The sequence below is a fragment of the Vibrio glycogenivorans genome, assembly GCF_051660965.1.
Lineage (GTDB): Bacteria > Pseudomonadota > Gammaproteobacteria > Enterobacterales > Vibrionaceae > Vibrio.
Genome location: NZ_JBPVIS010000010.1, coordinates 29614 through 53629 on the forward strand (window position 1 = coordinate 29614; position 24016 = coordinate 53629).

Here is a 24016-nt window from a genome sequence, read left to right on the forward strand (position 1 = left end):
AATTATTCAATTCTTGAGGTCAGATTGAATTTTGTGTGATGCCATGAAACCATTTCATGAAAGGGCTTTCATGGTCACGAATCGACATTTTTATTGGCGAAATTTTCCTCATCAATGTTGGTTTTGAGCTGAAACTCACGCGCCAAACTCAGCTGACTCTCTGCCATCTGCTCTAACTGGCGACTATTAGCCGCTAAACGCTGCGAACGCTGATCGTTTTCTCCGGCGAGCTGATGAATTTGATTGATACTGCTGGTCACCTCAGCAGCCACGCTCTGGTGCTCTGCGGTGGCAGAGGCAATTTGATGGCTGCGTGATTCAATGCTATCGAGCCGCTGATGCTGCTCGAGCAGTTGCGCGGTCATATTCTGGGTTTGAGTGACACAGTGCTCCATACGACTGGCACAGGTATGGATTTGGCTCACCGCTGATTGTGCGCTGGACTGCAATTGGTCTATTTTGAGTTGGATCTCACGGGTCGAGTCGGTGGTTTTTGCCGCCAACACGCGCACCTCGTCGGCCACGACCGAGAAGCCGCGCCCCTGCTCACCAGCGCGTGCCGCCTCTATCGCCGCATTGAGTGCCAATAGGTTAGTTTGATCAGAGATCCCCGAGATCACCTCTAAGATGGACTCGATACTGCCGCTCTCTCGCTCAAGGGCTTGAATATTGTGCGTCGCTTGCGTGAGCTCATCGGCCAACTCAGTCAACAAAGCGCCGCTGGTGTTGACCATGCTTTGTCCGGTTTGGGATTGTGCTACCGCTTGCGTCACTGTGTTGAGGGTCTCTTCTGCCGACTGAGCAATTTCCGCCACCGAGCATTCAATCTGCTCCATTGCGGTGGCGACTAGGGTAGTTTGGGTGGCTTGATGGCCCATCGCCTCACGCAGATCAGTACTGGTGGATTGGTTATCGATAGAGGCCTTATCGAGGGTCGCCGAGGAGAGAGCCATCTGCTCTATCACGTGCGATAGGTGTTCGGTGACCTGATTGATCTTACGCCCAAGCTGACCGAATTCATCATTGCGGGTATAGGTCACGCGATGGGATAAATCCTTGCCTGCCACATGGTCGAGCGCCTGATTAATCTGGCGGGCGGCCAAGCGAATCGTGCGGGCAATATGATTGCCGATCACGCCAGCGAGTAAAATCGATACTGCGGAAGTGATAATCAATAATGTCAGTGTTGACTGAGATTGTTGCTGTGATGCGATATCAAGCGTGTGCGCGGCCTGAGTCGCGTAATCAGAAAGTTGCTCAATGTGGCTAAGCTGTTGATCAATTTTTTCCTCGAGCTGTGCTCGCAGTGTCTGTTGCTGTTCAAGTAAATCGACGGCGTTGGCGTGCCGCTCCACCGCACCCTCGGGGGCATAAATCTGCTCATGCAGTCGTGTGATCGCCAGCGCGCTGGACTGAAATATAGCTGGCGCACGGTTTTCAAGCTGAGTGAGGGCGTGATCGAGCCGCTCTTGACGATTGGCTAAGCGTCTATGTACGCCGCGCAACTCGGTGCTGTCATACAGGGTAAATGACTCGCGTGCCTCGCTGGTAGCAAGGTTCAGTTGGTTAATCGCCGCCTCAATGGACGCCGTGCTATCTGAGTGAGCACGGACAAGTGCTTGGGTCAAGTTGGTGTTGAGTTGAGCGACCAGGCTTTGAAATTCCACCTGTTGATAGAGGCTTAGGTCACTGGTGTCCAAATAGTCGTGATAGGTGCTGAGCAGAGCATCAATATTTTCTATCACTTGATGGCTAAAGTCTTCCACTTGGCTAAGTGGTGCTTGTAGCTTTGGTTGCTGCACAGCGAGTTCTTGTAAGCTTTGCAGTTGGGTAAAGTAGGCCTGGATCTGCTCTTCTATAGCCAGCTTAGGCGCCGCCAACTCGTCTAAGTAACGGGCATTGAGATAGGGCGATAGGCTGCGATTGATATCGAGAAAATCAATCGTAAGCTGAGCCGACTGGGTAATTAATGGGGTGGATTGGTGGGTGATCATCGACATGCGGTGTGCGGCTTGCTGGTTGGTCACTACGGCATAACCGCTTGAGATCAACATCAGGGTGATCAGCAAAGCAAAACCGAGATAGATTCTTGATGAGATGGAAGAAATCATCTGACGCCCTCTGCAGATCTTAAAAAAAGAGAGCACCGAAACAAAAGTGCCCTAAACAGAGTTAATAATGAACTTGGGGAAAATCGCTCTGCCGAGCCCGACAGTGGCAGAGCGATAATATGGACAATAAAAATAGGCTGGTTAACTATTGGCTGGGATTACCACCAAGCCTCGAACATTGCGCCGACAGACACGGTGTCCACAGTGCGTGCATCTGAGACTGCTATACCGTTGTCATCAAATTTTTGTGTATCGCGGTCTACGTCACCTACGGTAGCGTAGAAGCGCAGCATTGGACGGTCACCAGGACCACCACCGAAGGAAACGTTTTGCGAGAGTGTGACCTTCCAGCCTTTCACTTCGTCGCCATTCTTGTAATCTTCAATCGCGTAACCCGCTTCTAGCCAGGTTGAGTGTACGTCGTTCCACTTCATTTGTGGGCGAACAATCACTGCGTACTCATCGCGTTCTGCATTGATAAACGAGCCAGTTCCGATCATATCTCCGTCATCAGCGTCTGGGCTAGTATCTTCAGTTTCACCTTCAGAAAGGAAGCTATCACCAGAGACTTTCTTGTAGGAAGCTAGGTAGTCAACCACAAACTGATCTGTGAAGGCGAAGCCACCCTCGAAGCTACCGTAAAAGATCTGTGCGTCTTCCATTAGGTCAAACGCCGAGGCATCTGCGCCATCGCCGTAGCGAAGTACCAAGCGATTTGAGCTGCCTAGTCCTAGTGTGGCACCTACCAACCAAGCTGTATCATCGCTGTCAATTTGATCTGAGGTGAAGCCGTAGTTAGCGTACAGGTCTAGATTACCGATACCCGCATTGATGCCGTGCAGCTTAGCCGTCACCGCGTATTTGCCGTTATCATTACCCAGTGCACCAGCTTCGCCACCATCAACCTGACCGACAAAACCCATGTCAAGGTTGGCCGCGCCAAGGTCTAGGTTATTGAAACCAGCACCTTGACCATCGTGCGACATCCAGAAGTAGTCGTTTAGGCCTTGTTGTGGACGCTGGTGGAAATCACGGCCACCCCAAAGGTATAGATTCGGCTGGCTGTCAAAAACGTTGGTCACACCAGCGTACATTTTCTTAAGGTTCACACCGCCTGGCGAGCTCCACTGATCTGAGCCCCAGTCCTCGACCATGAAGACCACATCCCACAGGGCGCCGTTGTCTTGCTCGAATACTTTAGCGAACTGAACTTCGCCACCGTTCGCTTCGTTACCAAGACGACCTAGTGAGGCACCCGTTGAGCCAACCTGTACGTAGCGCTCATCGCCCGCTTGATAGTGGGCACCGTAACGGGCGTAACCAGAGAAAATAATGCCCAGTGGCGCTTCTGTTTCTGAAGACAGCACGGCTTGTTGTTGGTCGTCAACATAATTAGTTGTAGCGCGTGTTTCCAACTCGGCGATACGTGCCTCTAGCGCAGCAATATCAGCATCTGTAGCAGCAAAAGCGGAGGTGGCAGCAAGTGTAGAGGCCACCGCGACAGTAAGTGGTAAAACCTTAAACTTTTTCATCTTATTGTTTCCCTGTAGATAGTTATTTTTTGTTGTCGAGATGGGGTGTGGCACCTCGTTGATTGTTATATTAAGGAATGAAAGGCTTGAAAATATCTTGTGGGGTCACAAGTGGTTTGAGCGAAATGCGTCATGAAATAACAAAAAACCGTCGCCAGAACGGCTAACGCTCGGTGTAGTAAGGTGTTTTGTGCTGATTATTGTATTATTAATTGTCATGAAAGCGGTTTCCTTTCATGACAATTGCAGGGGTTTATCACGCTAGATAGACATTTTTTTGCGCAATATGCACTGATGGATATGAAAAGTTTTCAAGATAATGAAAGCTTTCACGGGTTATGTAAGGAAAGTACTGATAAAACTGAGGAAGTATTCATCAGTTAGTCCAGTTTAAGCGCCAAGAGTTCCCATTGTTTTCACAGATTTAGAACTTTCAGTTGGCCTCGCAGTAAAGGCAGCGTCCGCTCCTCAAACCACGGGTTACGTTTGAGCCAAATTTGATTGCGTGGAGAGGGGTGGGGCAGTGGAAATTGCTGACGTTCGAGCCAGCGAGTAGCGTCGCGCACCGTCTCGGTTAGAGTGGCTGGCTTATCACTCAGGTAATGGTTTTGCGCGTACTGCCCGATCAGCAAGGTTAGTTTGATATTGGGCAGTTGACTAAGCAAGGCTTGATGCCACAGCGGAGCACACTCCTTACGCGGTGGCAGATCGCCACTGCGCCCCTTACCTGGGTAGCAAAAACCCATTGGGACAATCGCGACCTTTCTCGGGTTGTAAAATGTATCTTTGCTTAATTCAAGCCAGGTGCGCAGGCGATCACCAGATGGGTCATTCCATGGGATCCCGGTCTGGTGCACCTTGATTCCTGGGGCCTGACCGATGATCAACAGCTCAGCCTCTGGGCTAGCCTGAATGATCGGTCGTGCACCACAAGGTAGCTCAGAGTCACATGCTGTGCAGGCTCTCGCTTGGGTAAGGACCCGCTGTAAGGTGATAGCAGAGCTTTGGGTCATCAGTAACCCTTTTGCTGATCAACGATAAACTTGAGAGCAAAGCCATCGCACCAGCGTCGATAGTTTTCACTGAAAATTTCCACCACCTGCTCGGGAAAACTCAAGGCGGCGATATGGGGCGTGACGGTGATTTTGGGGTGTGACCACAGCGCAGCGTCTGTCATGGGCTCTTGTTCAAACACATCCAAATAAGCATGGGCAAGGTGTTGATTGTCCAGTGCCCAGATAAGGTCTGACTCAACCAAGGCCGAGCCGCGCCCGACATTAAACAGCAGGGCGTTATGGCATTGGCCTAAGCTGCCACGATTCAAGATACCGCGCGTTTCCGGCGTGGCAGGCAAGGTGTTGACCACAATGTCGGCTTGTCCGAGCGCCGCCTTTAACTCACCAACATGAAATACTTGGCTAAAAGGCGAGTCTTTGGGCGGGATCCCACTGCGATTCACCCCCATAACCTCAAGGCCAAAAGCCTTCGCTACCTGGGCGAGGTAACTAGCAATTGAGCCCGTGCCGAGGGTGACCAAGGTTTTCCCCTGCAGGCCTTGGTAGAGATGCGGGCTCCATAGTTGTGACTCTTGTTGTGCCTGATAGAGTCGAAAGTGACGATAGAAGCTAATGCTGTAGCCAAGGACGTATTCGGTGATCTGCGGGCCAAAAATGTCTTTTACGTTGGTCAACTGATAGATTTTGTCGCTTAAGGGAGGAGCGCAAAGCGCATCAACACCCGCGTAAATTGACTGAAGCCACTCCAGGTTAGGCAGGTCACCAAGTCTCTCGCGCGCCATTGGCGGAGCAGCCAGAACAATATTGGCTTTATCTGGCTCGGTTGTGATGCAAAGACCTGGCAGGTGTTTCGCCTCGATCAGGGAGTGATAGGCATCGTCTTGGTCGGTAAGAATAAATAGCTGATGATGGGTATCTTGCATAACAGAGGTGACTTCCTTTTCTTAAACACGCTGTGTGAGAGGTTATGTCCGTTGAGTCCATTATACCCAACTCCTCCCAAGATGCGCGTGTGGCAAGATGTGTCGGGGATAGATAGTTGTTGTTATTGAGATTACACTCGGTTCTACCTTGAGCTTAGTCAGGGATAGGATTACACTTTTCCCAGTCCTTATATCTACTGTTTAGAGCATTATGTTACGAAATCCCCTACAGCTTCGCTTGGAAAAACTCGAGCCTTGGAAGCAGATTACTTTTATGGCGTGTTTGTGTGAGCGCATGTACCCAAACTACGCCCTGTTTTGCCAAGCGACCGACTATGCCGAGCCGCGTATCTACCGTGACATTCTTGACAGTGTGTGGGAAACCTTGACGGTAAAAACCGCTAAGGTGAACTTCGAGCGTCAATTAGAGAAGCTAGAGGAGATCATTCCCTCTTCAGAAGATTACGATTTCTACGGTGTTCTGCCTGCGATTGATGCTTGTGTGAGCCTATCGACCCTATTGCATGGGTTGCTTGATCGAGACTACTTGCTAGAAAACATGCACAAGGTGAGTCAGCAGTCGGTCAAGACGGTTGCTCAGCTAGAGGAAGTGCAGTTGGATATCGAGATCACCGATGATAACCAGAAAGAGAACGAAGCCGTATGCGGCGAGTGGGACGTACAGTGGGCAATCTTCCGTCCGCTGAAAGACGCCGACCGACACGACGCTGAGCTGATCAAAGATCTGCGCAGTGAGCTTAAAGAGGAAGGCGTTAGTAACATAGGTGCGGCGCTATAAGCGCTAGGTACCTAAAAAGGCGCCTACATAAAGAGACACCTAAACAGGAGCGGGCACATCTTATCGTGATGTGCCCGCTCCTGTATCTAGTCTTTACTCTCAATCACCCCATGCTCTCGTTTCCACTTCTCCCAGCGCTCAAACGCGAGCTGCTGCATATCGGTGGTTTTATCGACCTCATCGACAATCTCTTCGCCAAGTAAGTACTCAAAGATATCCTCGAGGGTAATAATGCCCTGTACTGAGCCATACTCATCCACGACGAGTGCCAGTTGCAGTCGTTTGGCAATCAGTTGCTCAAAGGCCGTGGGAAGGGGAAGGTTATTCAACACCACATGGATCGGGCGCATCACCGCCCCCAACTGTTTACTGCCTTGACCATTTTGTTGCAGCTTAAACAGCTCTAATCGATGGACGAAGCCGATAATATTGCCCTTACTTTGGCTGTAGATCAGTGGTCGAGAAAAGGGACTTTCGACGTGCTCGGTGAGAAATTCATTGATTGTCAGTTCAGCATCGACACGAAACAAAACCGTTCTTGGTGTCATGACTTGAGTGACGGGCACGTCTTGGATGTCGAGTAGATTACTTAGCAGCTTCGACTCCCCCTCATTAAACTCGCCACTTTCTTTGGCCAGGATCGCCATTGCTGATAACTCGTCACGCATTTTAGGCGCTTGGTGTCCGTGGGCCAGGCGCTTGGTGATCTGCTCGGAGAACCACACGAAGGGCGTCAATGCCCACACCATCCACTTGAGCAGGGTGGCCGCCATGGGGGCGAGCTGGCGCCAGTAGGTGGCCCCGAGTGTTTTGGGTACAATCTCAGACAAGAGCAATATACCCAGAGTTAAGACAGCAGAAAATACCCCCAGCCACTGGCTGCCAAACACCGCCGCGGCCTGCGCCCCTGCGCCGGCTGCGCCTATGGTGTGCGCTATGGTATTAAGGGTCAGTATCGATGCCAGTGGCCGGTCGATATCAGCCTTGAGTTTGGCAAGGCGCTCTGCAGCGGGGTGCCCATCCTTGCCAAGTTGAGCAATATAACTGGGCGTGATACTGAGTAGCACCGCCTCGAGTACTGAACAGACAAAGGAAACGCCAATCGCAACCGTGATGTAAATAGCGAGCAGAAACATGGTTCACCCAATCAAGTAAAAGTTGTTCAACATTGCCACTTACAAATACGTAGCAATACTAAGCGTAGTAAATGCAGACAAAATAGGCAGAATGTGGGCTTTGGACAGCAAATTAGATTCCCAGTGCCACCAAGTAGTTAGGTAAATTGTGAGTTATTGCGCAGTTTATGCTTAAAAACCCGGCATAAGCACCCTTTAGGCGCCACAAACCTTTGCCAGATGGGGGCTGAATGATTTAGAGTTGTTTTAGATAAACAAACCTATAAGAAGGGAAACCTAATGAACAAGACCCAATTAATCGACTTCATCGCAGAAAAAGCTGATCTATCTAAAGCGCAAGCTAAAGCAGCTCTAGAAGCGACTCTAGGCGGTGTGACTGAAGCTCTGAAAGAGGGCGACCAAGTTCAACTAATTGGTTTTGGTACATTCAAAGTAAACCACCGTGCAGCTCGTACTGGCCGCAACCCAAAGACTGGCGATGAAATCCAAATCGCAGCAGCTAACGTACCAGCATTCGTAGCAGGTAAAGCTCTAAAAGATTCAGTTAAGTAATCAGTAACCCCTTACTGATCAAATAATCTTGCAAACGAGGCAGTATAATTGTTTATACCGCCTCGTTTTTCTATCTGTGACCCATGAAAAGAAACCACCTATTTACCTCGCTTGCTATTTTGACTCTGGCTGGATGTGCGTCATCGGGCCCGAACCCTGCTATAGAACAAATCCGCGATTTGACCGGAGGTCAGATTGTTGGCGACGCGACGAGCCTGTATTGGTCCAGTGATCGCCTCGGAGAAGCGGTTTCTGCCTCCGATCACGTGATGATGGGGGACTACGGTTACTATCAGACGGAGTATCGCTGGGAAGACGGTGTGGTGCGTGAGTTGGTTCGACAAGGGACGCAACTGAACGACAATGAGTTGGTGCCTTTTCGTTTGCACGTGCGCTTTAATAAAGATGGCAATGCTATCTACCAGCGCTATCGTATAGACGGTAATGTGCGCCCAGTGAGCTCGCAGCTGTTGGCGAATTTGAAAAGTGATGCGGCTGGGGTTGTGGCGGTGACTCGCGATCAAGACCAACGTGGCTTTGACTTGTTCCAAGGCTACTGGGACGGTCAGGAGTTTAACTCCTGCTCTGGTTCTTCTTTCCCAGAGGTGAAGTTTAACTACCCGATGCCCAAGGTGTTGATGAATCGCTTGGCCAGCGTCGACAGTTACGTCGCTTTAGTGGGGCGTGCCCGCTCAACGCGTATCGAGGTCGAGCAGTTACTGCTGCTGGATGACGATGGCCGCGATTGTATCGAGCGGCCGGAGCTGATTGAAGATTAGCAACAAGATGTCTGCACAAAAAAAGGGAGCTCATTGAGCTCCCTTGTTGTATCTATCGCGTGGTTGTATCTATCGCTTGTCGATTATTTTTGCTGCTCACGCGCGATTGCGCGGTAGCCGATATCGTTGCGATGGAACATGCCATCCCAGCTGATCTGCTTAGTTAGCTCGTAAGCACGCGCTTGTGCTTCAGACACGCTGTTGCCCAGAGCCGTCGCACACAAAACGCGGCCACCGTTAGTGACAACATTGCCGTCTTTTGCCGCTGTGCCTGCGTGAAAGACCTTCTGACCTTCAACATCTGTCGTTGGCAAGCCAGAGATAACATCACCCTTGTTGTAAGACGCAGGGTAGCTACCTGCTGCCAGTACTACGCCGATTGACGCGCGAGGATCCCACTTCGACTCAACTTGGTCTAGCTTCTGGTCAATAGCTGCCAGACATAGCTCAACCAGGTCTGACTCCATGCGCATCATGATTGGCTGGGTCTCAGGGTCACCGAAGCGGCAGTTGTATTCGATCACTTTTGGTGTGCCGTCTTTATCGATCATTAGGCCCGCGTAAAGGAAACCTGTGTATGGGTGACCTTCTGCAGCCATACCACGTACCGTTGGGTAGATAACCTCATCCATGATGCGATTGTGGATCTCAGGAGTAACCACAGGCGCAGGAGAGTAGGCACCCATACCACCCGTGTTTGGACCGGTATCTTGGTCACCCACACGCTTGTGGTCTTGGCTGGTCGCCATTGGTAGTACGTTTTCGCCATCGACCATGACGATAAAGCTAGCCTCTTCGCCATCAAGGAACTCCTCGATAACTACACGGCTGCCCGCCTCGCCAAACGCATTGCCCGCTAGCATGTCTTTGATGGCGTCTTCTGCTTCTTCTAGCGTCATCGCTACGATAACGCCTTTACCCGCCGCTAGGCCATCGGCCTTAACCACGATCGGTGCGCCTTGCTCACGTACGTAAGCCAGTGCAGGCTCAATCTCAGTGAAGTTGGCGTAAGCACCGGTTGGGATAGCATGACGCGCTAGGAAGTCTTTAGTGAATGCCTTTGAGCCTTCTAGCTGAGCCGCAGCTTCCGTAGGGCCAAAGATAGGTAGGTCTGCGGCGCGGAACGCATCCACAACACCGATAACTAGTGGCGCTTCTGGGCCAACGATAGTTAGCTCAATCGCTTTTTCTTTAGCAAAGGCAACAAGAGCGTCGATATCTTCGACACCGATGTTTACGTTTTCTAGTTTTGGCTCAAGAGCCGTACCCGCGTTACCTGGAGCAACGAAGACGGTTTCAACATTTGGGTTTTGAGCCGCTTTCCAGCCTAGTGCGTGTTCGCGGCCGCCAGCGCCAATAACAAGTACGTTCATATTCTTTCCTTTGAGAGCAAAACCAGAGGGCTTCTCTGGTTGGGCTTAAAAATCGGGGTGAAAACTCAACTGGAGCCCTCAGGCCCCAGTTGCTTCAATCGTATTAGTGACGGAAGTGACGCATACCAGTGAAGATCATCGCCATGCCGTGCTCATCCGCAGCTTGAATCACTTCTTCATCGCGCATTGAGCCACCTGGCTGGATAACACACTTGATGCCTGCTTCTGCAGCCGCATCGATGCCGTCGCGGAATGGGAAGAAGGCATCAGAGGCCATTACACAGCCTTCAACTTGTAGGCCTTCATCCGCCGCTTTGATACCAGCAATTTTCGCTGAGTAAACGCGGCTCATTTGGCCTGCACCCACGCCGATAGTCATATCACCTTTCGAGTAAACGATCGCGTTCGATTTCACGTACTTGGCAACTTTCCAGCAGAATAGAGCATCTTTTAGCTCTTCTTCTGTTGGCTGGCGCTTAGAAACTACTTTCAGGTCAGACGCATCAACCATACCTTGGTCGCGGTCTTGAACCAGCAGACCACCGTTAACGCGTTTCACGTCAAAACCGGTTGTCTTGGTTGTCCACTCGCCGCACTCAAGTAGGCGCACGTTCTTCTTCGCTGCTACCACTTCAACAGCCTCTGCAGATACAGATGGTGCGATGATCACCTCAACGAATTGACGCTCAACGATGGCTTTGGCCGTTTCTGCATCCAGCTGTTTGTTGAACGCGATGATGCCGCCGAACGCTGACGTTGGGTCGGTTTGGTAAGCGCGGTTGTACGCTTCAAGAATGTCGCCGCCCAGTGCTACGCCGCATGGGTTAGCGTGCTTAACGATCACACATGCTGGCTCGTCAAACTCTTTCACGCACTCTAGTGCGGCATCAGTATCAGCGATGTTGTTGTAAGACAGCGCTTTACCTTGGATTTGGCGTGCCGTTGCCACTGATGCTTCTTCTGGGTTCGCTTCTACGTAGAACGCCGCATCTTGGTGGCTGTTCTCACCGTAGCGCATGTCTTGCTTTTTCACGAACTGCTGGTTGAAGGTACGCGGGAACTTCGATTCCTCGTCGCCTTCTTTGTTCTCACCGTACGATGGAACCATAGTGCCGAAGTAGTTAGCGATCATGCCATCGTAAGAGGCAGTGTGCTCGAATGCGGCAATCGCAAGGTCGAAGCGAGTTTCTAGAGTTAGAGACTTCTCGTTCGCGTCCATTTCAGCGATTACGCGATCGTAATCGTGTGCGTTAACCACGATAGTCACGTCTTTGTGGTTTTTCGCAGCAGAGCGAACCATCGTTGGACCACCGATATCGATGTTCTCAACCGCATCTTCTAGCGTGCAGCCTTCTTTTGCTACCGTTGCAGCAAATGGGTAAAGGTTGACGACTACCATATCGATTGGGTTGATACCGTGTGTTGCCATCACGTCATCATCTTGGCCACGACGACCTAGAACACCACCATGAACTTTCGGGTGTAGCGTCTTCACGCGGCCATCCATCATTTCTGGGAAGCCAGTGTAGTCAGAAACTTCAGTTACAGAGATACCTTTTTCAGCCAGTAGGCGTGCAGTACCGCCGGTAGAAAGGATATCGACACCACGCTCAGCAAGAGCTTGAGCAAACTCAACGATACCAGTTTTGTCTGATACGCTGATCAGAGCGCGGCGAATAGGACGAGCGTTAGTCATGCTTCCATCTTCCTCAAATTCACGGAGTTAAACTTGTAGCTATCGGTGGCGACAGGCCACTAACAGCTGACATTAAAGATATTTGCCAAAAATGAACTTGTTTGTTTTTACGCCCAGGGCGCGAAGACAAGATTGGCCAGTTTTGGTAAACACCTTTACCGGCTGCTCAAAATTGAGTCAGGGTAAATTTGATGGCGCGTATTCTAACCAACAATTGATAAAAAAGCTCGCGCAATCGTTTGGCATCGCAAAAATAATTAGAAAAAACTGGCTATTTGCTTGATTAATGGGTCAAGCGGCTATTTGAACAAGTTAAGTTGTGGTGAATGTTGATGATAAACAGGCGAGAAAAAACAGCCCGCACTGGGCGGGCTGTGATTGATTAGAGAAGTTGTTTGAGTAGCCCGTCAGCTCTAACTCGTTTGATTTTGCGGATCAAACGCTGTGCCGGGACTGGGTATTGGTCAGCTTTCTCAATTTGCTTGTAGGTACAGATCAGTTGAGTATGCTCAAGGATCTGCTCCTGCTCTTGCTGGAACTTATCACGCAGATGATGATGTTGGTCTTGGATCAAGATGGCGTTCTCAAGATCCAGCTTCCAAGCGCGGGGGTTGATGTTGTTGCCCGTGATCAGCATGTAGCGCTCATCGATGGTCATGCCTTTCAGGTGGTAGCTATTGCTGTCATGCTTCCACAGGCGAATCGACAATTTGCGACTGGCGATATGCGACTCATGCGCCTTGGCAAAGCGGCGCAGATTCATTTCATAAAGGTAAGGCACGCCACCAATGGTTTTGAACTCTTCCTCTGGCGAGATATAGAAGTCGTTGGCTGTCTTATCGCCCACGACAATCGTGACGTGAACACCACGCTTGAGAGCACGACGGATCTCCTTGGCCACACTACGCGGGAAGTTAAAGTAAGGGGTGCAGATAAACACCTCTTTCTTTGCCGCCGCGATCAACTGGACAATGGTCTTGTTGAGCTTATTGCGCTTATTACCAAGACCGACGATTGGCGTGATTGCGACTTGCTGGTCACTCACGGTTTGCGGCTTAAAGCGATACTCAGCGCGTGCCAGAGTTGAGCGGAACTGACGAATGATCGATTTGATTTGCTTGGTCTGCGGCTTAGACGGGCAAGTCAGGTCGTTAACAGCCGGGTGATCAATCATCACCTTCTGCACGAACTCCACCATGCTATCGGCAAGGGTGCTGTGCTTGATCACATGGTAGCGATCGTAGCGGTAGCGCTCTGCTTGATGAAGGTAGATGTTGTTGAGGCTGGCGCCACTGTAGATCACCTCGTCATCAATGATATAGCCCTTGAGGTGCAGTACGCCAAAGACTTCACGACCGCGCACTGGAATGCCATACACTGGCACCTTGTGCGGGTGCTGGCTGACATACTGCTTGTACATCTCTGCGTTGCCTTCAGAGGCAGCAGCGCCAATCAAACCACGCTGAGCTCGGTGCCAGTCGACGCACACCTTAATGTCTAACTCAGGATTACGCTGCTTAGCGGCGTACAGAGCATCCATGATTTCACGCCCAGCGTCATCATCTTCCAAGTACAGGGCGACCAGATAGATTCGCTGGGTAGCACCCGCAATTGCCTCAAGCAATTTGGTCTTAAACGCTTTAGCCGAGGGCAAAACATCGAGGTGCTCTGGCTCTAAAGCGAGGGTTGGAAGTTGTGATAGTAGATTGCGGGTGACCATCATGGTGTCAGTGTTACCTATTCGTATGCAAAATTGCGAACATGGAATACTAGCAAATTTCTATTTCATAAGTATAGAAATAGCGCACAGAAGGCGGCATCAAATGTAACTGGGTGTTTTCAAAGATGTAATGCATTCGGTGCGCGTCATGAAACCCTACGTATTATTCCGCTAAATAGCGCATCGCGACGAGCTTTTTTCCACTCGCGGTGTAGCGGCGGTAGAGGTTATCCAGGGCTCCGGGTAGAGCGGGCTCCTCAACAAACCCATGCTGGGCATAAAATGAGTGTAAATGCTGATAGGCAAAGCAGTAATCACCGGTCTGGAGTACTTGATGCTGACAGTAATCGAGCAACTGGTGACCATGCCCTTTGCCTTGTGCGGCGGGTATCACCAACATCCCGGTCAATAGGCGATAAGATTCAACCGAGCGAAAACGAACCACGGCGCTTAAGGTGCCCTTGAGGTACCCGGCGATAATTAGCTCATCGCGCTTGGCTTTACCCGATGGGTAGTGCTGCTTATAGAGACGCGTGATCAGAGGCAGCTTAATTGGGTCGAGTGGCTCAATATCTAACATTGTAATAAACAAGAGGGCTGGGAATTGGTGTAAGATAACCGCAGTTTAATCGACCCAACAACCCAGTGGCAAATCGCACTTATGCAGATACAAACCAACACCAGTCTCGCGCCTTACCACACGTTTGGTATTGAGCAAACCTGTCAGTACCTAGTGACGGTGACCTCGCTTGAGGAGCTTATTGCTGTCTATCAGTCACCTCAGTGGCAAGATTTACCAAAACTACTGCTTGGTAAGGGCAGTAATATGCTGTTTACCGAGCCTTACCAAGGGGTGGTGATCATCAATCAGCTTTTGGGTAAGCAAGTCGTGGAGACCTCTCAGGCGTATCATCTGCATATTGCCGGTGGTGAGGATTGGCCACAGCTGGTGGCTTGGTGCGTGGACAATGGTTATGCCGGCCTAGAAAATCTTGCCCTGATCCCAGGCTGCGCTGGCTCAGCGCCAATTCAGAATATCGGGGCTTATGGGGTCGAATTTAAAGATATTTGTGAGTATGTGGAGATACTGTGTCTCGACAGTTTTGAGGTCAAGCGATTGACTCTTGATGAGTGTCAGTTTGGCTACCGCGACTCCATCTTTAAGCACCAGCTGTATCAAAAAGCGATTGTGACCGGCGTCGGTTTAGTGCTGGCCAAAGAGTGGCAGCCCAATGTGGGGTACGGACCTTTGCAGCAGCTTCAATCGCCCACGCCCAAGGCGATTTTTGAGCGCGTTTGCCAGGTGCGAATGGAGAAACTGCCCGATCCGAGTGTCAATGGCAATGCTGGCAGCTTCTTTAAAAACCCGGTGATCCCAGAGGCGCATTTCAATACCCTGAAAAAACAGCACCCGGAGATGGTTGCCTACCCAGCAGGTCAAGGGCAGGTCAAGGTTGCTGCGGGGTGGCTGATCGACCAGTGTAGCCTTAAAGGACATCAGGTCGGCGGCGCCCAAGTGCATCCTAACCAAGCGCTAGTGATTGTTAATGTTGGTGATGCCAGTGCCCAAGATGTGGTTGAGCTTGCGGCAAAAGTGCGTGACTGCGTGTGGCAGACCTACGCCATTGCCTTAGAGCACGAAGTGCGCTTTATGGGCGCGACACAAGAGACGCGTCTTGAGCAGATCTGCGAGCGTGTCTCATGAGTGCGCGTGTGCCGAAAACTAAGCTTGATATCTTAGCCTTGCTTGCCCAAGGGGGCTTTCACTCTGGAGAGGAGATTGGTCGCCAGCTTGGGATCAGCCGTGCAGCCGTCAGCAAACACGTCAAAGGTATTCAAGAGTGGGGAGTTGAGCTCTTCTCCTTGCAAGGGCGCGGATATCAGCTTGCCCAGCCGATGACACTACTGAATCAAGAGCGGCTGCAGGCAGGGTCTACAGCGCCAGTATTACTTTACCCCGTCATTGACTCGACCAATCAGTATCTTCTAGAGCGGATTGATGACCTACAGCCAGGTACAGCCTGTGTTGCCGAATATCAGTCGCAGGGCAGGGGGCGACGTGGGCGTCAGTGGGTATCGCCTTTTGGTGCCAATCTTTACCTGTCGATGTATTGGCGCCTGGAAGCGGGTATGGCGGCAGCGATGGGGCTCAGCCTTGTCGTGGGCGTGGCCTTGGTCGAGGCATTGGAATCGCTTAATGTTGAGGGCGTGAAGCTCAAATGGCCCAATGATCTCTATTATCAAGATAAAAAGCTGGCGGGCATCTTGGTCGAGCTTTCGGGTCAGGCCGGCGGCGCGGCGCACTTGGTGATCGGCTCTGGGATCAACTTAGCGATGCCGGAGGTGATCGAAGGGATTGACCAGCCTTGGGTTTCGCTTACCCAGATCCTTGAACAAACCTCGGACCACCCACTTTTGCTCGAGGATGGCTCAGTGGATCGTAATCGCTTGGGCTGTGCGTTTATTCAAGCCTGGCACAAGGCATTGAGCGATTATGAGCTTTTCGGCATGCAAGGGTTTGTTGAGCGTTGGAATCGCGTCGATAATTTTCTCGAGCGCCCGATAAAATTGATCATCGGTGAGCGAGAAATTAAGGGAATCGAAAAGGGGATCGATGAGCAGGGGGCCGTATTGATCGAAACCGAGCACGGTCTAGAGCGACATATTGGCGGCGAGATCTCACTTCGAGGTCTTTGATGGCGGCAAACCTTGAAATGCCTCTGGTCGCCATCTAGGTGAGTGGTTATACTTGCCACTTAATTTTTAGTTGGCTTTCGATACGAAAGTCGACTCGGCTTTATCAGGAAATGAGCAGCGGACATGCAAGAGTATTTAGATTTTTTCCAACAGAACACAATAATGTCTTTGGTGTGGGTGGGTTTGTTCATCGCACTGATCATGAACATCTTCAAATCAGCGACAGCCGCCTATAAAGAGGTAACCGCAGCGAACGTTACCCATATGATGAACAAAGAAGAAGGCATCGTGGTCGATATTCGCTCTAAGGATGAGTACAAAAAGGGCCATATTACCGATTCAGTTCACATTTTACCGTCTGAGATCAAGGCGGGTAACCTGGGCAGTCTTGAAAACAAGAAAACTAACCCAATTATCGTAGTATGTAAGACAGGTCAAACTGCTGCAGACAGTGCAAATGAACTGGCAAAAGCGGGCTTTGAGAAAGTGTACCTGTTGAAAAACGGTCTAATTGCTTGGAATGAAGCGAACCTACCTTTGGTTCGTGGCAAGAAGTAATCACTGACCAGAACTCAGGTGGCGAAATCAAAGTCAACTCGACGCAATAGTTGTGAGAGTCGACACGAAACCGCAACATGACCTCGTTATTCTTCACGCGCTCGGTTAGGCTCAGATTGAAGACCTCGTCAGTAGCCGAGCGTAGTAATTAAAATTTAAAGGAAATCAAAATGGCTGAAGCAGCACAACCACAAGCGCCAGAGCAAAACTTCACAATTCAACGTATCTTCCTAAAAGATCTTTCTTTTGAAGCGCCTAACTCACCAGTAATGTTCCAAAAAGAGTGGAACCCAGACGTGAAACTGGACCTAGACACGCAAAGCCGCGAACTAGGTGAGGGCGTATACGAAGTGGTTCTGCGCATCACAGTAACGGTTAAGAATGCTGAAGAGACAGCTTTCCTATGTGAAATCCAGCAAGGTGGTATCTTCACTGCAGCGAAGATGGAAGCCGGTCAACTGGCACACTGCCTAGGCGCATTCTGCCCGAACATCCTATTCCCATACGCGCGTGAGACTATCTCAGGCCTAGTGGTTAAAGGTACGTTCCCACAACTGAACCTAGCGCCAGTGAACTTTGACGCACTGTTCATGAACTACCTACAGCAGCAAGCTCAGCAAGAAGGCCAACAAGCTGACGCGTAATCGTCTGCTTTAACGGTAAAGATTGAAAATGCACAAGGTCTTGCGAGATCTTGTGCATTTTTTGTTTCACACTAGGCTATTAATTATTTAATAATAGCGACTTAACTCTCCCTCTCAATTTCATCTGGGGCAATACGAGATTGCGCTAGACTAACAAGAGATAAATTCAAAGGTTGATTCTATGACTCAAGCGCTTCCTTATGGCAAACCCATTAGCATGACGGTGATTGGTGCCGGCTCGTACGGTACATCACTGGCCATCTCCCTTGCGCGCAACGGCGACAATGTGGTGATTTGGGGGCATGAGCCTGAGCATATGGCGCAGCTTGAAGCGGATCGCGCTAACCAAGAGTTCTTGCCTGGGATTGAGTTTCCATCAAGCCTGATTGTTGAGGCGGATCTTGAGCGTGCACTGACTGCGAGTCGAGATGTGCTGGTTGTGGTGCCAAGCCACGTGTTTGGTATCGTGCTTGACAGTATGAAGCCGTATCTGCGTGATGATGCGCGCATTTGTTGGGCGACCAAAGGGCTTGAACCTGAAACCGGCCGCCTGCTCAAAGAGGTCGCGCACGATAAATTGGGCGATCACTATTCGCTGGCGGTGCTCTCTGGCCCTACGTTCGCCAAGGAACTTGCAATGGGGATGCCGACCGCGATCTCGGTAGCCTCTCCAGATAGTGACTTTGTCGCCGATCTACAGGAGAAAATCCACTGCAGTAAAACCTTCCGTGTTTACGCCAACTCTGACTTTATTGGCATGCAGCTTGGTGGTGCGGTGAAAAACGTGATTGCGATAGGTGCAGGTATGTCAGATGGTATCGGCTTTGGTGCCAATGCCCGCACTGCATTGATCACCCGTGGCCTGGCCGAAATGAGCCGCCTTGGGGCTTCACTGGGTGCCCAGCCTGAGACCTTTATGGGCATGGCCGGTCTTGGTGACTTGGTTCTAACCTGTACCGATAATCAGTCGCGTAACCGCCGCTTTGGTCTAGCATTAGGCCAAGGCAAAGATGTTGATCTTGCTCAGGAGGAGATTGGCCAAGTGGTTGAGGGATATCGCAACACCAAGGAAGTGTGGCTGCTCGCCAACCGTATGGGGGTTGAGATGCCGATCGTGGATCAAATTTACCAAGTGCTTTACCAAGGAAAAGATGCACGTCAGGCAGCCCAAGATTTGCTCGCGCGTGATAAAAAGGCTGAAGCGTAACAGAGATTTAGACTAGGAAGTGGTAATGAAGTGCTGTGAAAAACAGAAAGTCTGGCAGTGTATCGTCAATGAGGCACGCGAGTTAGCGGAGCAAGAGCCTATGTTGGCCAGCTTTTATCATGCAACGATCATTAAGCATGAGAGCTTGGCGGCGGCGCTGAGCTATATCTTGGCCAACAAGTTAAAAACCGCCTCAATGCCAGCAATGGCGGTACGCGAGGTGGTGGAAGAAGCGTTAGCCGCTGATCCGAGTATCAGCGAGTCTGCCGCCTGCGATATTTGCGCGACGGTTAATCGTGACCCGGCGGTATCAATGTACTCCATGCCACTTCTGTATCTAAAAGGCTACCACGCCCTGCAAGGCTATCGCGTTGCCAATTGGCTGTGGAAGCAGGGTCGTGTTGCCCTTGCCACCTATCTACAAAATCAAATATCGGTTGCCTGCCAAGTGGATATCCATCCGGCTGCGCGCATTGGCAAAGGCATTATGCTCGATCACGCCACAGGCATTGTGATTGGTGAAACGGCGGTGGTCGAGAATGATGTTTCGATCTTGCAAGATGTCACCCTAGGAGGGACGGGTAAAGAGGGCGGAGACCGTCACCCTAAAATTCGTGAAGGGGTGATGATTGGCGCTGGTGCGAAGATTTTAGGTAATATTGAGGTCGGTGAAGGGGCAAAAATCGGCTCATGTTCGGTGGTGTTGCAAGCGGTTCCGCCCCATACCACAGTAGCTGGGGTACCTGCAAAGATAGTCGGACGACCCAAGACATCGAAGCCTTCCCTCGAGATGGATCAGCAGTTCAATGGTAAAAGTCACGGATTTATGGGGGGAGATGGGATCTAGCCCGCTTCTCACACCATGATGTAAAAAAGCCCACCTCTTTGTCAGAGTGTGGGCTTTTTTGATTCAATGCGTGCGGGACAGCCCTTCAAGGCACGAGGCCTTTAATCCTCGTCGGATGATGAAGCCGGTTACTTACTTAAAATACGCTGATTTGATCAGCTCTTTACACTCCGGGCATTTGAGTTTGCGGTGGTTTTTATAGGTAATTGTGCGCTCCAACCAATTACGACGGACGCGGAGTAGGTTTCCCTTTTGATTACAATGAGGACAAGTTTCTTGATACAACATATTTACACCTAGCCTAACTGACTTGTTTTTATTTGGACTAATGTCACGCTTTATATGCCATATTGTGCAATGCAATCGAGCTGTAATAAAGCCCAAGTTTTAGGCTATTTTGTAAAAATATATTTTAATGGTGAATCATTCTGTTTAAGTATTTCTAACTAGGCAATTCGAGTGGTTGTGAGTTACTTGATGTACGAGACCTTAGAAATCTCCTTGCAAACGGGGCACTGCAACTTATGGCAATGTTTGTAGGTAAAGTTTCGCTCTAGCCAATTCCTTCGGACACGGTTCAAGTTTAGTCTTTTATTGCACTTGGGGCACTTTGATGGAAATATCATTTGTCACTCCTTGTCAAATTCTAAGATCACTTTCCTGATTAAATATCACGAAACCCATTATATGGGATGCAATTCGGTGACATAGGATAATCTTATGTTAACTTGAGGTGAATGTGAAATTACATGTAATTAACAAATTTGACAGTCAACCAAGTGTGATCGAGGTCGAATATTTCGGGCTAGAAGAAGGAGGAGTTAATAATTTGCAAGAAGGGGGCGGAGCAGGCGGTAAGCCTGCTCGTAGGTAACGAGATACGATGATTAGATCTCGTCTAGCTCAGCTCTTACCTCTTGTGCCCAAGTGATCCACGCTTGGCGAAGCAGGGTATTGCGGCGCAGGGTAAGGCGCTCTAAGCGGCGTTGTTTGTCGAGTACTTTTGGGTCGCCATAGTAGGCATGCTCAATCTCTTGATAGTGTGCGACAAATTTATGCGCTTCCTCTATCAAGTTATCAACTTGCGCTTTAAACGACTCACTGTCCTCTACCGCACATACCATTAAACGAGCAGAAAACTCATCGCGAACCGTGACGTCAGAGGTCGGCTTGACAAACCACTCCCCAAGCGCCGTTCGACCTGCATCGGTGATCGAGTAGATTTTACGATCCGGCTTTCCTTCCTGTGGCTCTAACACACAGGTTACCTGACCGCTTTGCGCCATCTTATTTAGCTCACGGTAGACCTGCTGATGACTTGCCTTCCAGAAGTAACCAATGCTTGAAGAAAACTCTTTAGTAATATCGTATCCCGTCGCATCGCGGGTGCTAAGTACTGTAAGTATTACGTGGGGTAGTGACATGTTTTTATCCAAAATACAATGACGAAACAATCAACTGAGTTGAGAGCCAAGCGCACTCTAGTGGTGCTTGCTTGAGAGTAGCTCTTACTCACGCCCGCTAAACACAGCGGGTACTGTCACCTTAAAATAAGCCGGAATTCACCTAGGATTGAGCCGCTTTGTCCGCAGCAGCTTCTTGATAAGCCGTATAGTATACCTAAAACGAAGTGTAGTTGTGGAGGTAGACAAAAGCAAAATGGAACAAGATTGACACTTTTGTCATTAAGTGAATGATTAGGAAGGAAAAATAAATCCCCAACAAAGTTGCGTTTGATCACTTTTGTTGGGGATTCTCATTTTTGCACTGAGACTTAGCTCACACTTTGTTTTTATCCAGTGTTACGCATGCCTGCTGCAATACCAGCGATAGTCACCATCAAAGCCTCTTCGAGCTCAGGATCGCTTTGCTCTGATTGACGGGTTCGGTAGAGCAGCTCTGCCTGTAGCATGTTCAATGGCTCTACATAGATGTTGCGCAGACGAATGGACTCTTGTCCCCACGGATCGCTTTGCATCAGGTTCTCATTATTTTCAACGTTCAATACTGCTTGGATGTCGCTCTGGAGCTGTGCACGCAGGCGATCGCCCAGTGGCAGCAGCTCAGGCTGGGCTAACCGTTGGTCATAGTAACGTGAGATCTCGATATTACACTTGGAGTAGACCATCTCGAGCATTCCTAGGCGTGTTGAGAAGAATGGCCACTCACGACACATCTCTTCCAAAAGCTCGAGGTGGCCCTTATCGATTGAGTACTGAATTGCCTCACCGGCACCTAGCCAAGCAGGCAATACTAAGCGATTTTGACTCCATGAGAAGATCCATGGAATCGCACGCAGGCTCTCCACTCCACCTTTCGGGTTACGCTTGGCAGGACGCGAGCCCAGTGGCAGTTTGCCCAGCTCAAGCTCAGGGGTTGCTTGACGGAAGTAAGGCACGAAATCTGGCTCGCCACGCACGACGTTACGGTAAGACTCACACGACACCTCAGATAGCACATCCATCAGATCGCGCCAATCTTGTTTTGGCTCTGGCGGTGGTAGCAGGTTCGCTTCGAGGATTGCGCTGGCGTACATATTGAAGCTGTTGATCGCCACCTCAGGCAGACCAAGCTTAAAGCGGATCATCTCACCTTGCTCGGTGACGCGCAGGCCGCCTTTCAGGCTGCTTGGTGGCTGTGAAAGTAGGGCTGCGTGCGCTGGTGCGCCGCCACGACCGATGGTACCTCCACGACCATGGAACAGAGTCAGGTCAATACCTTCTTCTTCACCGACTTTGACTAGGGCTTCCATGGCTCGGTATTGTGCCCAGCCTGCTGACATCGCGCCGGCGTCTTTGGCTGAGTCTGAATAGCCAATCATCACCATTTGGTGATTTTGGATAAAGCCGCGGTAGAGGTCGATGCCCATCAGTTGCTTGATAACAGCTTCTGCGTTATTCAGGTCATCTAGGGTTTCAAACAGTGGACAGACGTCCATGCGGTAAGGGCAGCCAGACTCTTGCAAGATAAGATGCACAGCCAGCACATCTGAGGCGGTGCGCGCCATTGAGATGACGTAGGCACCAAAGGCCTCACGTGGCTGCGCTGCGAGAATACGACAAGTATCGATCACCTCTTGAACAGGCTCGGATGGTTGCCAGTCAAGTGGGAAGAGCGGACGCTTAGAATTCAGCTCAGAAGTCAGGAAGGCGACTTTATCTTGCTCACTCCATTGGTCGTAATCACCGATACCTAAGTAGCGCGTTAGTTCTGACAATACGTCAGAGTGGCGAGTGCTCTCTTGACGAATGTCCAGGCGAACAAGGTGTACGCCAAATGCCTTGACGCGGCGCAGGGTATCTAGCAGTGAGCCATCGGCAATGATGCTCATGCCACACTCGTGCAGTGATTGGTAACACGCGAGCAGCGGCTTCCAAAGTTGGTCGATATGCTGCAGCGGTGCTTTGACCGCGAGTTTTTGGCCGTTGATCTTGGCATCCAAGATCTCTTTGGTCTCTTCAAGCAGTTGGCGCAGACGCTTGAGAATACAGCGATACGGTTCGTGCGACTCTTCGCCCGCGAGTGCGCGTACTTCCTCATTACACTTGGTCATTGATAGCTCAGTGACCAGCTCATTGATGTCACTAAGGTATAGATCAGCGGCCTTCCAACGCGATAGCAACATGACCTCACGCGTAACTGTGTGGGTCACAAACGGGTTACCATCGCGATCGCCACCCATCCATGATGAGAAGTGAACGGGGCGCGCATCCAGTGGCAAGCCTTCACCGAGGTGGCCTTTAAGGCGCTCATCAAACTCACGCAAAAATTCAGGCACCGCCTCCCATAGCGAGTTTTCAACCACGGCATAGCCCCACTTGGCTTCATCAAGTGGCGTTGGACGCTGCTTGCGGATCACATCGGAGTGCCAGCTTTGAGCAATCAGTTGCTCTAGGCGACGCTCAGTTTTATGACGCTCTTTCTCTGAGAGATCGCTGTGCTCGAGCTCGGAGAGACACTCGTTGATCTTGACCAATTTGTTGATCATGGTGCGACGAGTGATCTCAGTTGGGTGCGCGGTTAACACTAGCTCGATATTCAAGTCACGAATGGCTTGAGCGGTATCTAGCTTGCTAACATTGTTTTGCGCAAGCTTGGCGAACAGAGTGTTGATAGAGTCAGGCTCACACACATGGGCATCACAGTGACGTGAAATCGTGTGATATTGCTCTGCCATATTGGTTAGGTTAAGGAACTGATTGAACGCGCGAGCCACCGGCGTTAGCTGATCATTTGGTAGGCTTTTGATCTCATCGATCAGCTTTTCGCGATCCGCTTGGCTGCCACCACGAGCAGACTTAGAAAGCTTACGAATGGTTTCCACTTTCTCGAGTATCGCGTCACCGTGCGCGTCGCGGATGGTGTTGCCGAGTAATCGCCCCAACATGCTGACATTGCTTGTTAGCGCGGAGTACTTCTCGTTCAT

At 50.4% G+C, this 24016-nt stretch carries 20 protein-coding genes; 9 read left to right on the forward strand and 11 right to left on the reverse strand.

Translation table 11 applies throughout. The features are described 5' to 3' along the window. Nucleotides 1-74: 74 nt before the first annotated feature. From ACSTTG_RS18220 to ACSTTG_RS18235, 4 genes are all read right to left on the reverse strand, one after another. Nucleotides 75-2111 carry a methyl-accepting chemotaxis protein gene (locus tag ACSTTG_RS18220; protein ID WP_438475776.1) on the reverse strand — a complete coding sequence of 679 codons (2037 nt, stop codon included), beginning with the start codon at nucleotides 2109-2111 and terminating at the stop codon, nucleotides 75-77. 158 nt (nucleotides 2112-2269) lie between these two features. Continuing rightward, on the reverse strand, nucleotides 2270-3643 hold the full coding sequence (locus ACSTTG_RS18225) for a carbohydrate porin (RefSeq protein WP_438475777.1): 1374 nt from the start codon (nucleotides 3641-3643) through the stop codon (nucleotides 2270-2272). A 416-nt stretch (nucleotides 3644-4059) separates the two neighbouring features. Further along, entirely contained in the window at nucleotides 4060-4656 is a 597-nt protein-coding gene (locus ACSTTG_RS18230; RefSeq protein WP_438460596.1) for a uracil-DNA glycosylase family protein, read from the reverse strand. Next, nucleotides 4656-5582 (reverse strand): D-2-hydroxyacid dehydrogenase, encoded by a 927-nt coding sequence (locus ACSTTG_RS18235; RefSeq protein ID WP_438475778.1) that lies wholly within the window; start codon nucleotides 5580-5582, stop codon nucleotides 4656-4658. Before ACSTTG_RS18235 ends, ACSTTG_RS18230 begins: the two co-directional genes overlap by 1 nt. 211 nt (nucleotides 5583-5793) lie before the next feature. On the opposite strand from ACSTTG_RS18235, the gene ACSTTG_RS18240 reads away from it, so the two are divergent. Next, nucleotides 5794-6381, forward strand: a complete 588-nt coding sequence (locus ACSTTG_RS18240) for a YjaG family protein (protein WP_438475779.1) — start codon at nucleotides 5794-5796, stop codon at nucleotides 6379-6381. A gap of 86 nt (nucleotides 6382-6467) precedes the next feature. Here ACSTTG_RS18240 and ACSTTG_RS18245 read toward each other — a convergent pair whose 3' ends face one another. After that, complete coding sequence (locus ACSTTG_RS18245) at nucleotides 6468-7517, reverse strand: CNNM domain-containing protein (protein WP_438460593.1); 1050 nt, start codon at nucleotides 7515-7517, stop codon at nucleotides 6468-6470. A 279-nt stretch (nucleotides 7518-7796) separates the two neighbouring features. On the opposite strand from ACSTTG_RS18245, the gene hupA reads away from it, so the two are divergent. Together hupA and ACSTTG_RS18255 are read left to right on the forward strand one after the other, a co-directional pair. Beyond that, nucleotides 7797-8069 (forward strand): nucleoid-associated protein HU-alpha, encoded by a 273-nt coding sequence (gene hupA / locus ACSTTG_RS18250; RefSeq protein ID WP_438460592.1) that lies wholly within the window; start codon nucleotides 7797-7799, stop codon nucleotides 8067-8069. Between the two features lie 83 nt (nucleotides 8070-8152). Beyond that, nucleotides 8153-8848, forward strand: coding sequence for a DUF1481 domain-containing protein (locus tag ACSTTG_RS18255; protein ID WP_438460591.1), 696 nt, complete (start codon nucleotides 8153-8155; stop codon nucleotides 8846-8848). A gap of 83 nt (nucleotides 8849-8931) precedes the next feature. Here ACSTTG_RS18255 and purD read toward each other — a convergent pair whose 3' ends face one another. The 4 genes from purD to ACSTTG_RS18275 all read right to left on the reverse strand — a co-directional run bounded on the left by purD (nucleotide 8932) and on the right by ACSTTG_RS18275 (nucleotide 14217). Then, nucleotides 8932-10221 carry a phosphoribosylamine--glycine ligase gene (gene purD, locus ACSTTG_RS18260; protein WP_438475780.1) on the reverse strand — a complete coding sequence of 430 codons (1290 nt, stop codon included), beginning with the start codon at nucleotides 10219-10221 and terminating at the stop codon, nucleotides 8932-8934. Between the two features lie 103 nt (nucleotides 10222-10324). Continuing rightward, entirely contained in the window at nucleotides 10325-11917 is a 1593-nt protein-coding gene (gene purH, locus ACSTTG_RS18265) for a bifunctional phosphoribosylaminoimidazolecarboxamide formyltransferase/IMP cyclohydrolase (RefSeq protein WP_438460589.1), read from the reverse strand. 382 nt (nucleotides 11918-12299) lie between these two features. Further along, on the reverse strand, nucleotides 12300-13640 hold the full coding sequence (pssA, locus tag ACSTTG_RS18270) for a CDP-diacylglycerol--serine O-phosphatidyltransferase (RefSeq protein ID WP_438460588.1): 1341 nt from the start codon (nucleotides 13638-13640) through the stop codon (nucleotides 12300-12302). 160 nt (nucleotides 13641-13800) lie between these two features. Further along, nucleotides 13801-14217, reverse strand: coding sequence for a GNAT family N-acetyltransferase (locus ACSTTG_RS18275; protein WP_438475781.1), 417 nt, complete (start codon nucleotides 14215-14217; stop codon nucleotides 13801-13803). Between the two features lie 81 nt (nucleotides 14218-14298). Between ACSTTG_RS18275 and murB the strand changes: the two genes are divergently transcribed. The 6 genes from murB (at nucleotide 14299) to cysE (ending at nucleotide 19590) form a co-directional block, all read left to right on the forward strand. Continuing rightward, nucleotides 14299-15342, forward strand: coding sequence for a UDP-N-acetylmuramate dehydrogenase (gene murB, locus ACSTTG_RS18280; protein ID WP_438460586.1), 1044 nt, complete (start codon nucleotides 14299-14301; stop codon nucleotides 15340-15342). Then, nucleotides 15339-16334, forward strand: a complete 996-nt coding sequence (gene birA / locus ACSTTG_RS18285) for a bifunctional biotin--[acetyl-CoA-carboxylase] ligase/biotin operon repressor BirA (RefSeq protein ID WP_438475782.1) — start codon at nucleotides 15339-15341, stop codon at nucleotides 16332-16334. The genes murB and birA overlap by 4 nt, the downstream gene beginning before the upstream one ends. Nucleotides 16335-16457: 123 nt before the next feature. Next, nucleotides 16458-16892: a rhodanese-like domain-containing protein gene (locus ACSTTG_RS18290; RefSeq protein WP_438460584.1), complete on the forward strand. Its 435-nt coding sequence runs from the start codon at nucleotides 16458-16460 to the stop codon at nucleotides 16890-16892. 170 nt (nucleotides 16893-17062) lie between these two features. Next, nucleotides 17063-17536, forward strand: a complete 474-nt coding sequence (gene secB, locus ACSTTG_RS18295) for a protein-export chaperone SecB (protein ID WP_438460583.1) — start codon at nucleotides 17063-17065, stop codon at nucleotides 17534-17536. 181 nt (nucleotides 17537-17717) lie between these two features. Next, a complete protein-coding gene (gene gpsA, locus ACSTTG_RS18300) occupies nucleotides 17718-18743 on the forward strand; it encodes an NAD(P)H-dependent glycerol-3-phosphate dehydrogenase (protein ID WP_438475783.1) in 1026 nt (341 codons plus the stop codon). A 25-nt stretch (nucleotides 18744-18768) separates the two neighbouring features. Continuing rightward, nucleotides 18769-19590 (forward strand): serine O-acetyltransferase, encoded by an 822-nt coding sequence (gene cysE, locus ACSTTG_RS18305; RefSeq protein WP_438460581.1) that lies wholly within the window; start codon nucleotides 18769-18771, stop codon nucleotides 19588-19590. Nucleotides 19591-20477: 887 nt separating this feature from the next. Here cysE and ACSTTG_RS18310 read toward each other — a convergent pair. Then, nucleotides 20478-21014: a PadR family transcriptional regulator gene (locus ACSTTG_RS18310; protein ID WP_438475784.1), complete on the reverse strand. Its 537-nt coding sequence runs from the start codon at nucleotides 21012-21014 to the stop codon at nucleotides 20478-20480. Between the two features lie 368 nt (nucleotides 21015-21382). After that, nucleotides 21383-24016 (reverse strand): phosphoenolpyruvate carboxylase, encoded by a 2634-nt coding sequence (gene ppc, locus ACSTTG_RS18315; protein ID WP_438475785.1) that lies wholly within the window; start codon nucleotides 24014-24016, stop codon nucleotides 21383-21385.

What these genes read in the sequence shown, in the direction of transcription:
- ACSTTG_RS18275 (WP_438475781.1), bottom strand. Translation starts at nt 14,217, where the DNA reads ATGTTAGATATTGAGCCACTCGACCCAATTAAGCTGCCTCTGATCACG.
- purH (WP_438460589.1), bottom strand. Translation starts at nt 11,917, where the DNA reads ATGACTAACGCTCGTCCTATTCGCCGCGCTCTGATCAGCGTATCAGAC.
- ACSTTG_RS18290 (WP_438460584.1), top strand. Translation starts at nt 16,458, where the DNA reads ATGCAAGAGTATTTAGATTTTTTCCAACAGAACACAATAATGTCTTTG.
- purD (WP_438475780.1), bottom strand. Translation starts at nt 10,221, where the DNA reads ATGAACGTACTTGTTATTGGCGCTGGCGGCCGCGAACACGCACTAGGC.
- ACSTTG_RS18240 (WP_438475779.1), top strand. Translation starts at nt 5,794, where the DNA reads ATGTTACGAAATCCCCTACAGCTTCGCTTGGAAAAACTCGAGCCTTGG.
- birA (WP_438475782.1), top strand. Translation starts at nt 15,339, where the DNA reads ATGAGTGCGCGTGTGCCGAAAACTAAGCTTGATATCTTAGCCTTGCTT.
- ACSTTG_RS18225 (WP_438475777.1), bottom strand. Translation starts at nt 3,643, where the DNA reads ATGAAAAAGTTTAAGGTTTTACCACTTACTGTCGCGGTGGCCTCTACA.
- ACSTTG_RS18245 (WP_438460593.1), bottom strand. Translation starts at nt 7,517, where the DNA reads ATGTTTCTGCTCGCTATTTACATCACGGTTGCGATTGGCGTTTCCTTT.
- murB (WP_438460586.1), top strand. Translation starts at nt 14,299, where the DNA reads ATGCAGATACAAACCAACACCAGTCTCGCGCCTTACCACACGTTTGGT.
- secB (WP_438460583.1), top strand. Translation starts at nt 17,063, where the DNA reads ATGGCTGAAGCAGCACAACCACAAGCGCCAGAGCAAAACTTCACAATT.
- ppc (WP_438475785.1), bottom strand. Translation starts at nt 24,016, where the DNA reads ATGAACGAGAAGTACTCCGCGCTAACAAGCAATGTCAGCATGTTGGGG.
- ACSTTG_RS18255 (WP_438460591.1), top strand. Translation starts at nt 8,153, where the DNA reads ATGAAAAGAAACCACCTATTTACCTCGCTTGCTATTTTGACTCTGGCT.
- ACSTTG_RS18310 (WP_438475784.1), bottom strand. Translation starts at nt 21,014, where the DNA reads ATGTCACTACCCCACGTAATACTTACAGTACTTAGCACCCGCGATGCG.
- hupA (WP_438460592.1), top strand. Translation starts at nt 7,797, where the DNA reads ATGAACAAGACCCAATTAATCGACTTCATCGCAGAAAAAGCTGATCTA.
- cysE (WP_438460581.1), top strand. Translation starts at nt 18,769, where the DNA reads ATGAAGTGCTGTGAAAAACAGAAAGTCTGGCAGTGTATCGTCAATGAG.
- ACSTTG_RS18235 (WP_438475778.1), bottom strand. Translation starts at nt 5,582, where the DNA reads ATGCAAGATACCCATCATCAGCTATTTATTCTTACCGACCAAGACGAT.
- gpsA (WP_438475783.1), top strand. Translation starts at nt 17,718, where the DNA reads ATGACTCAAGCGCTTCCTTATGGCAAACCCATTAGCATGACGGTGATT.
- ACSTTG_RS18230 (WP_438460596.1), bottom strand. Translation starts at nt 4,656, where the DNA reads ATGACCCAAAGCTCTGCTATCACCTTACAGCGGGTCCTTACCCAAGCG.
- pssA (WP_438460588.1), bottom strand. Translation starts at nt 13,640, where the DNA reads ATGATGGTCACCCGCAATCTACTATCACAACTTCCAACCCTCGCTTTA.
- ACSTTG_RS18220 (WP_438475776.1), bottom strand. Translation starts at nt 2,111, where the DNA reads ATGATTTCTTCCATCTCATCAAGAATCTATCTCGGTTTTGCTTTGCTG.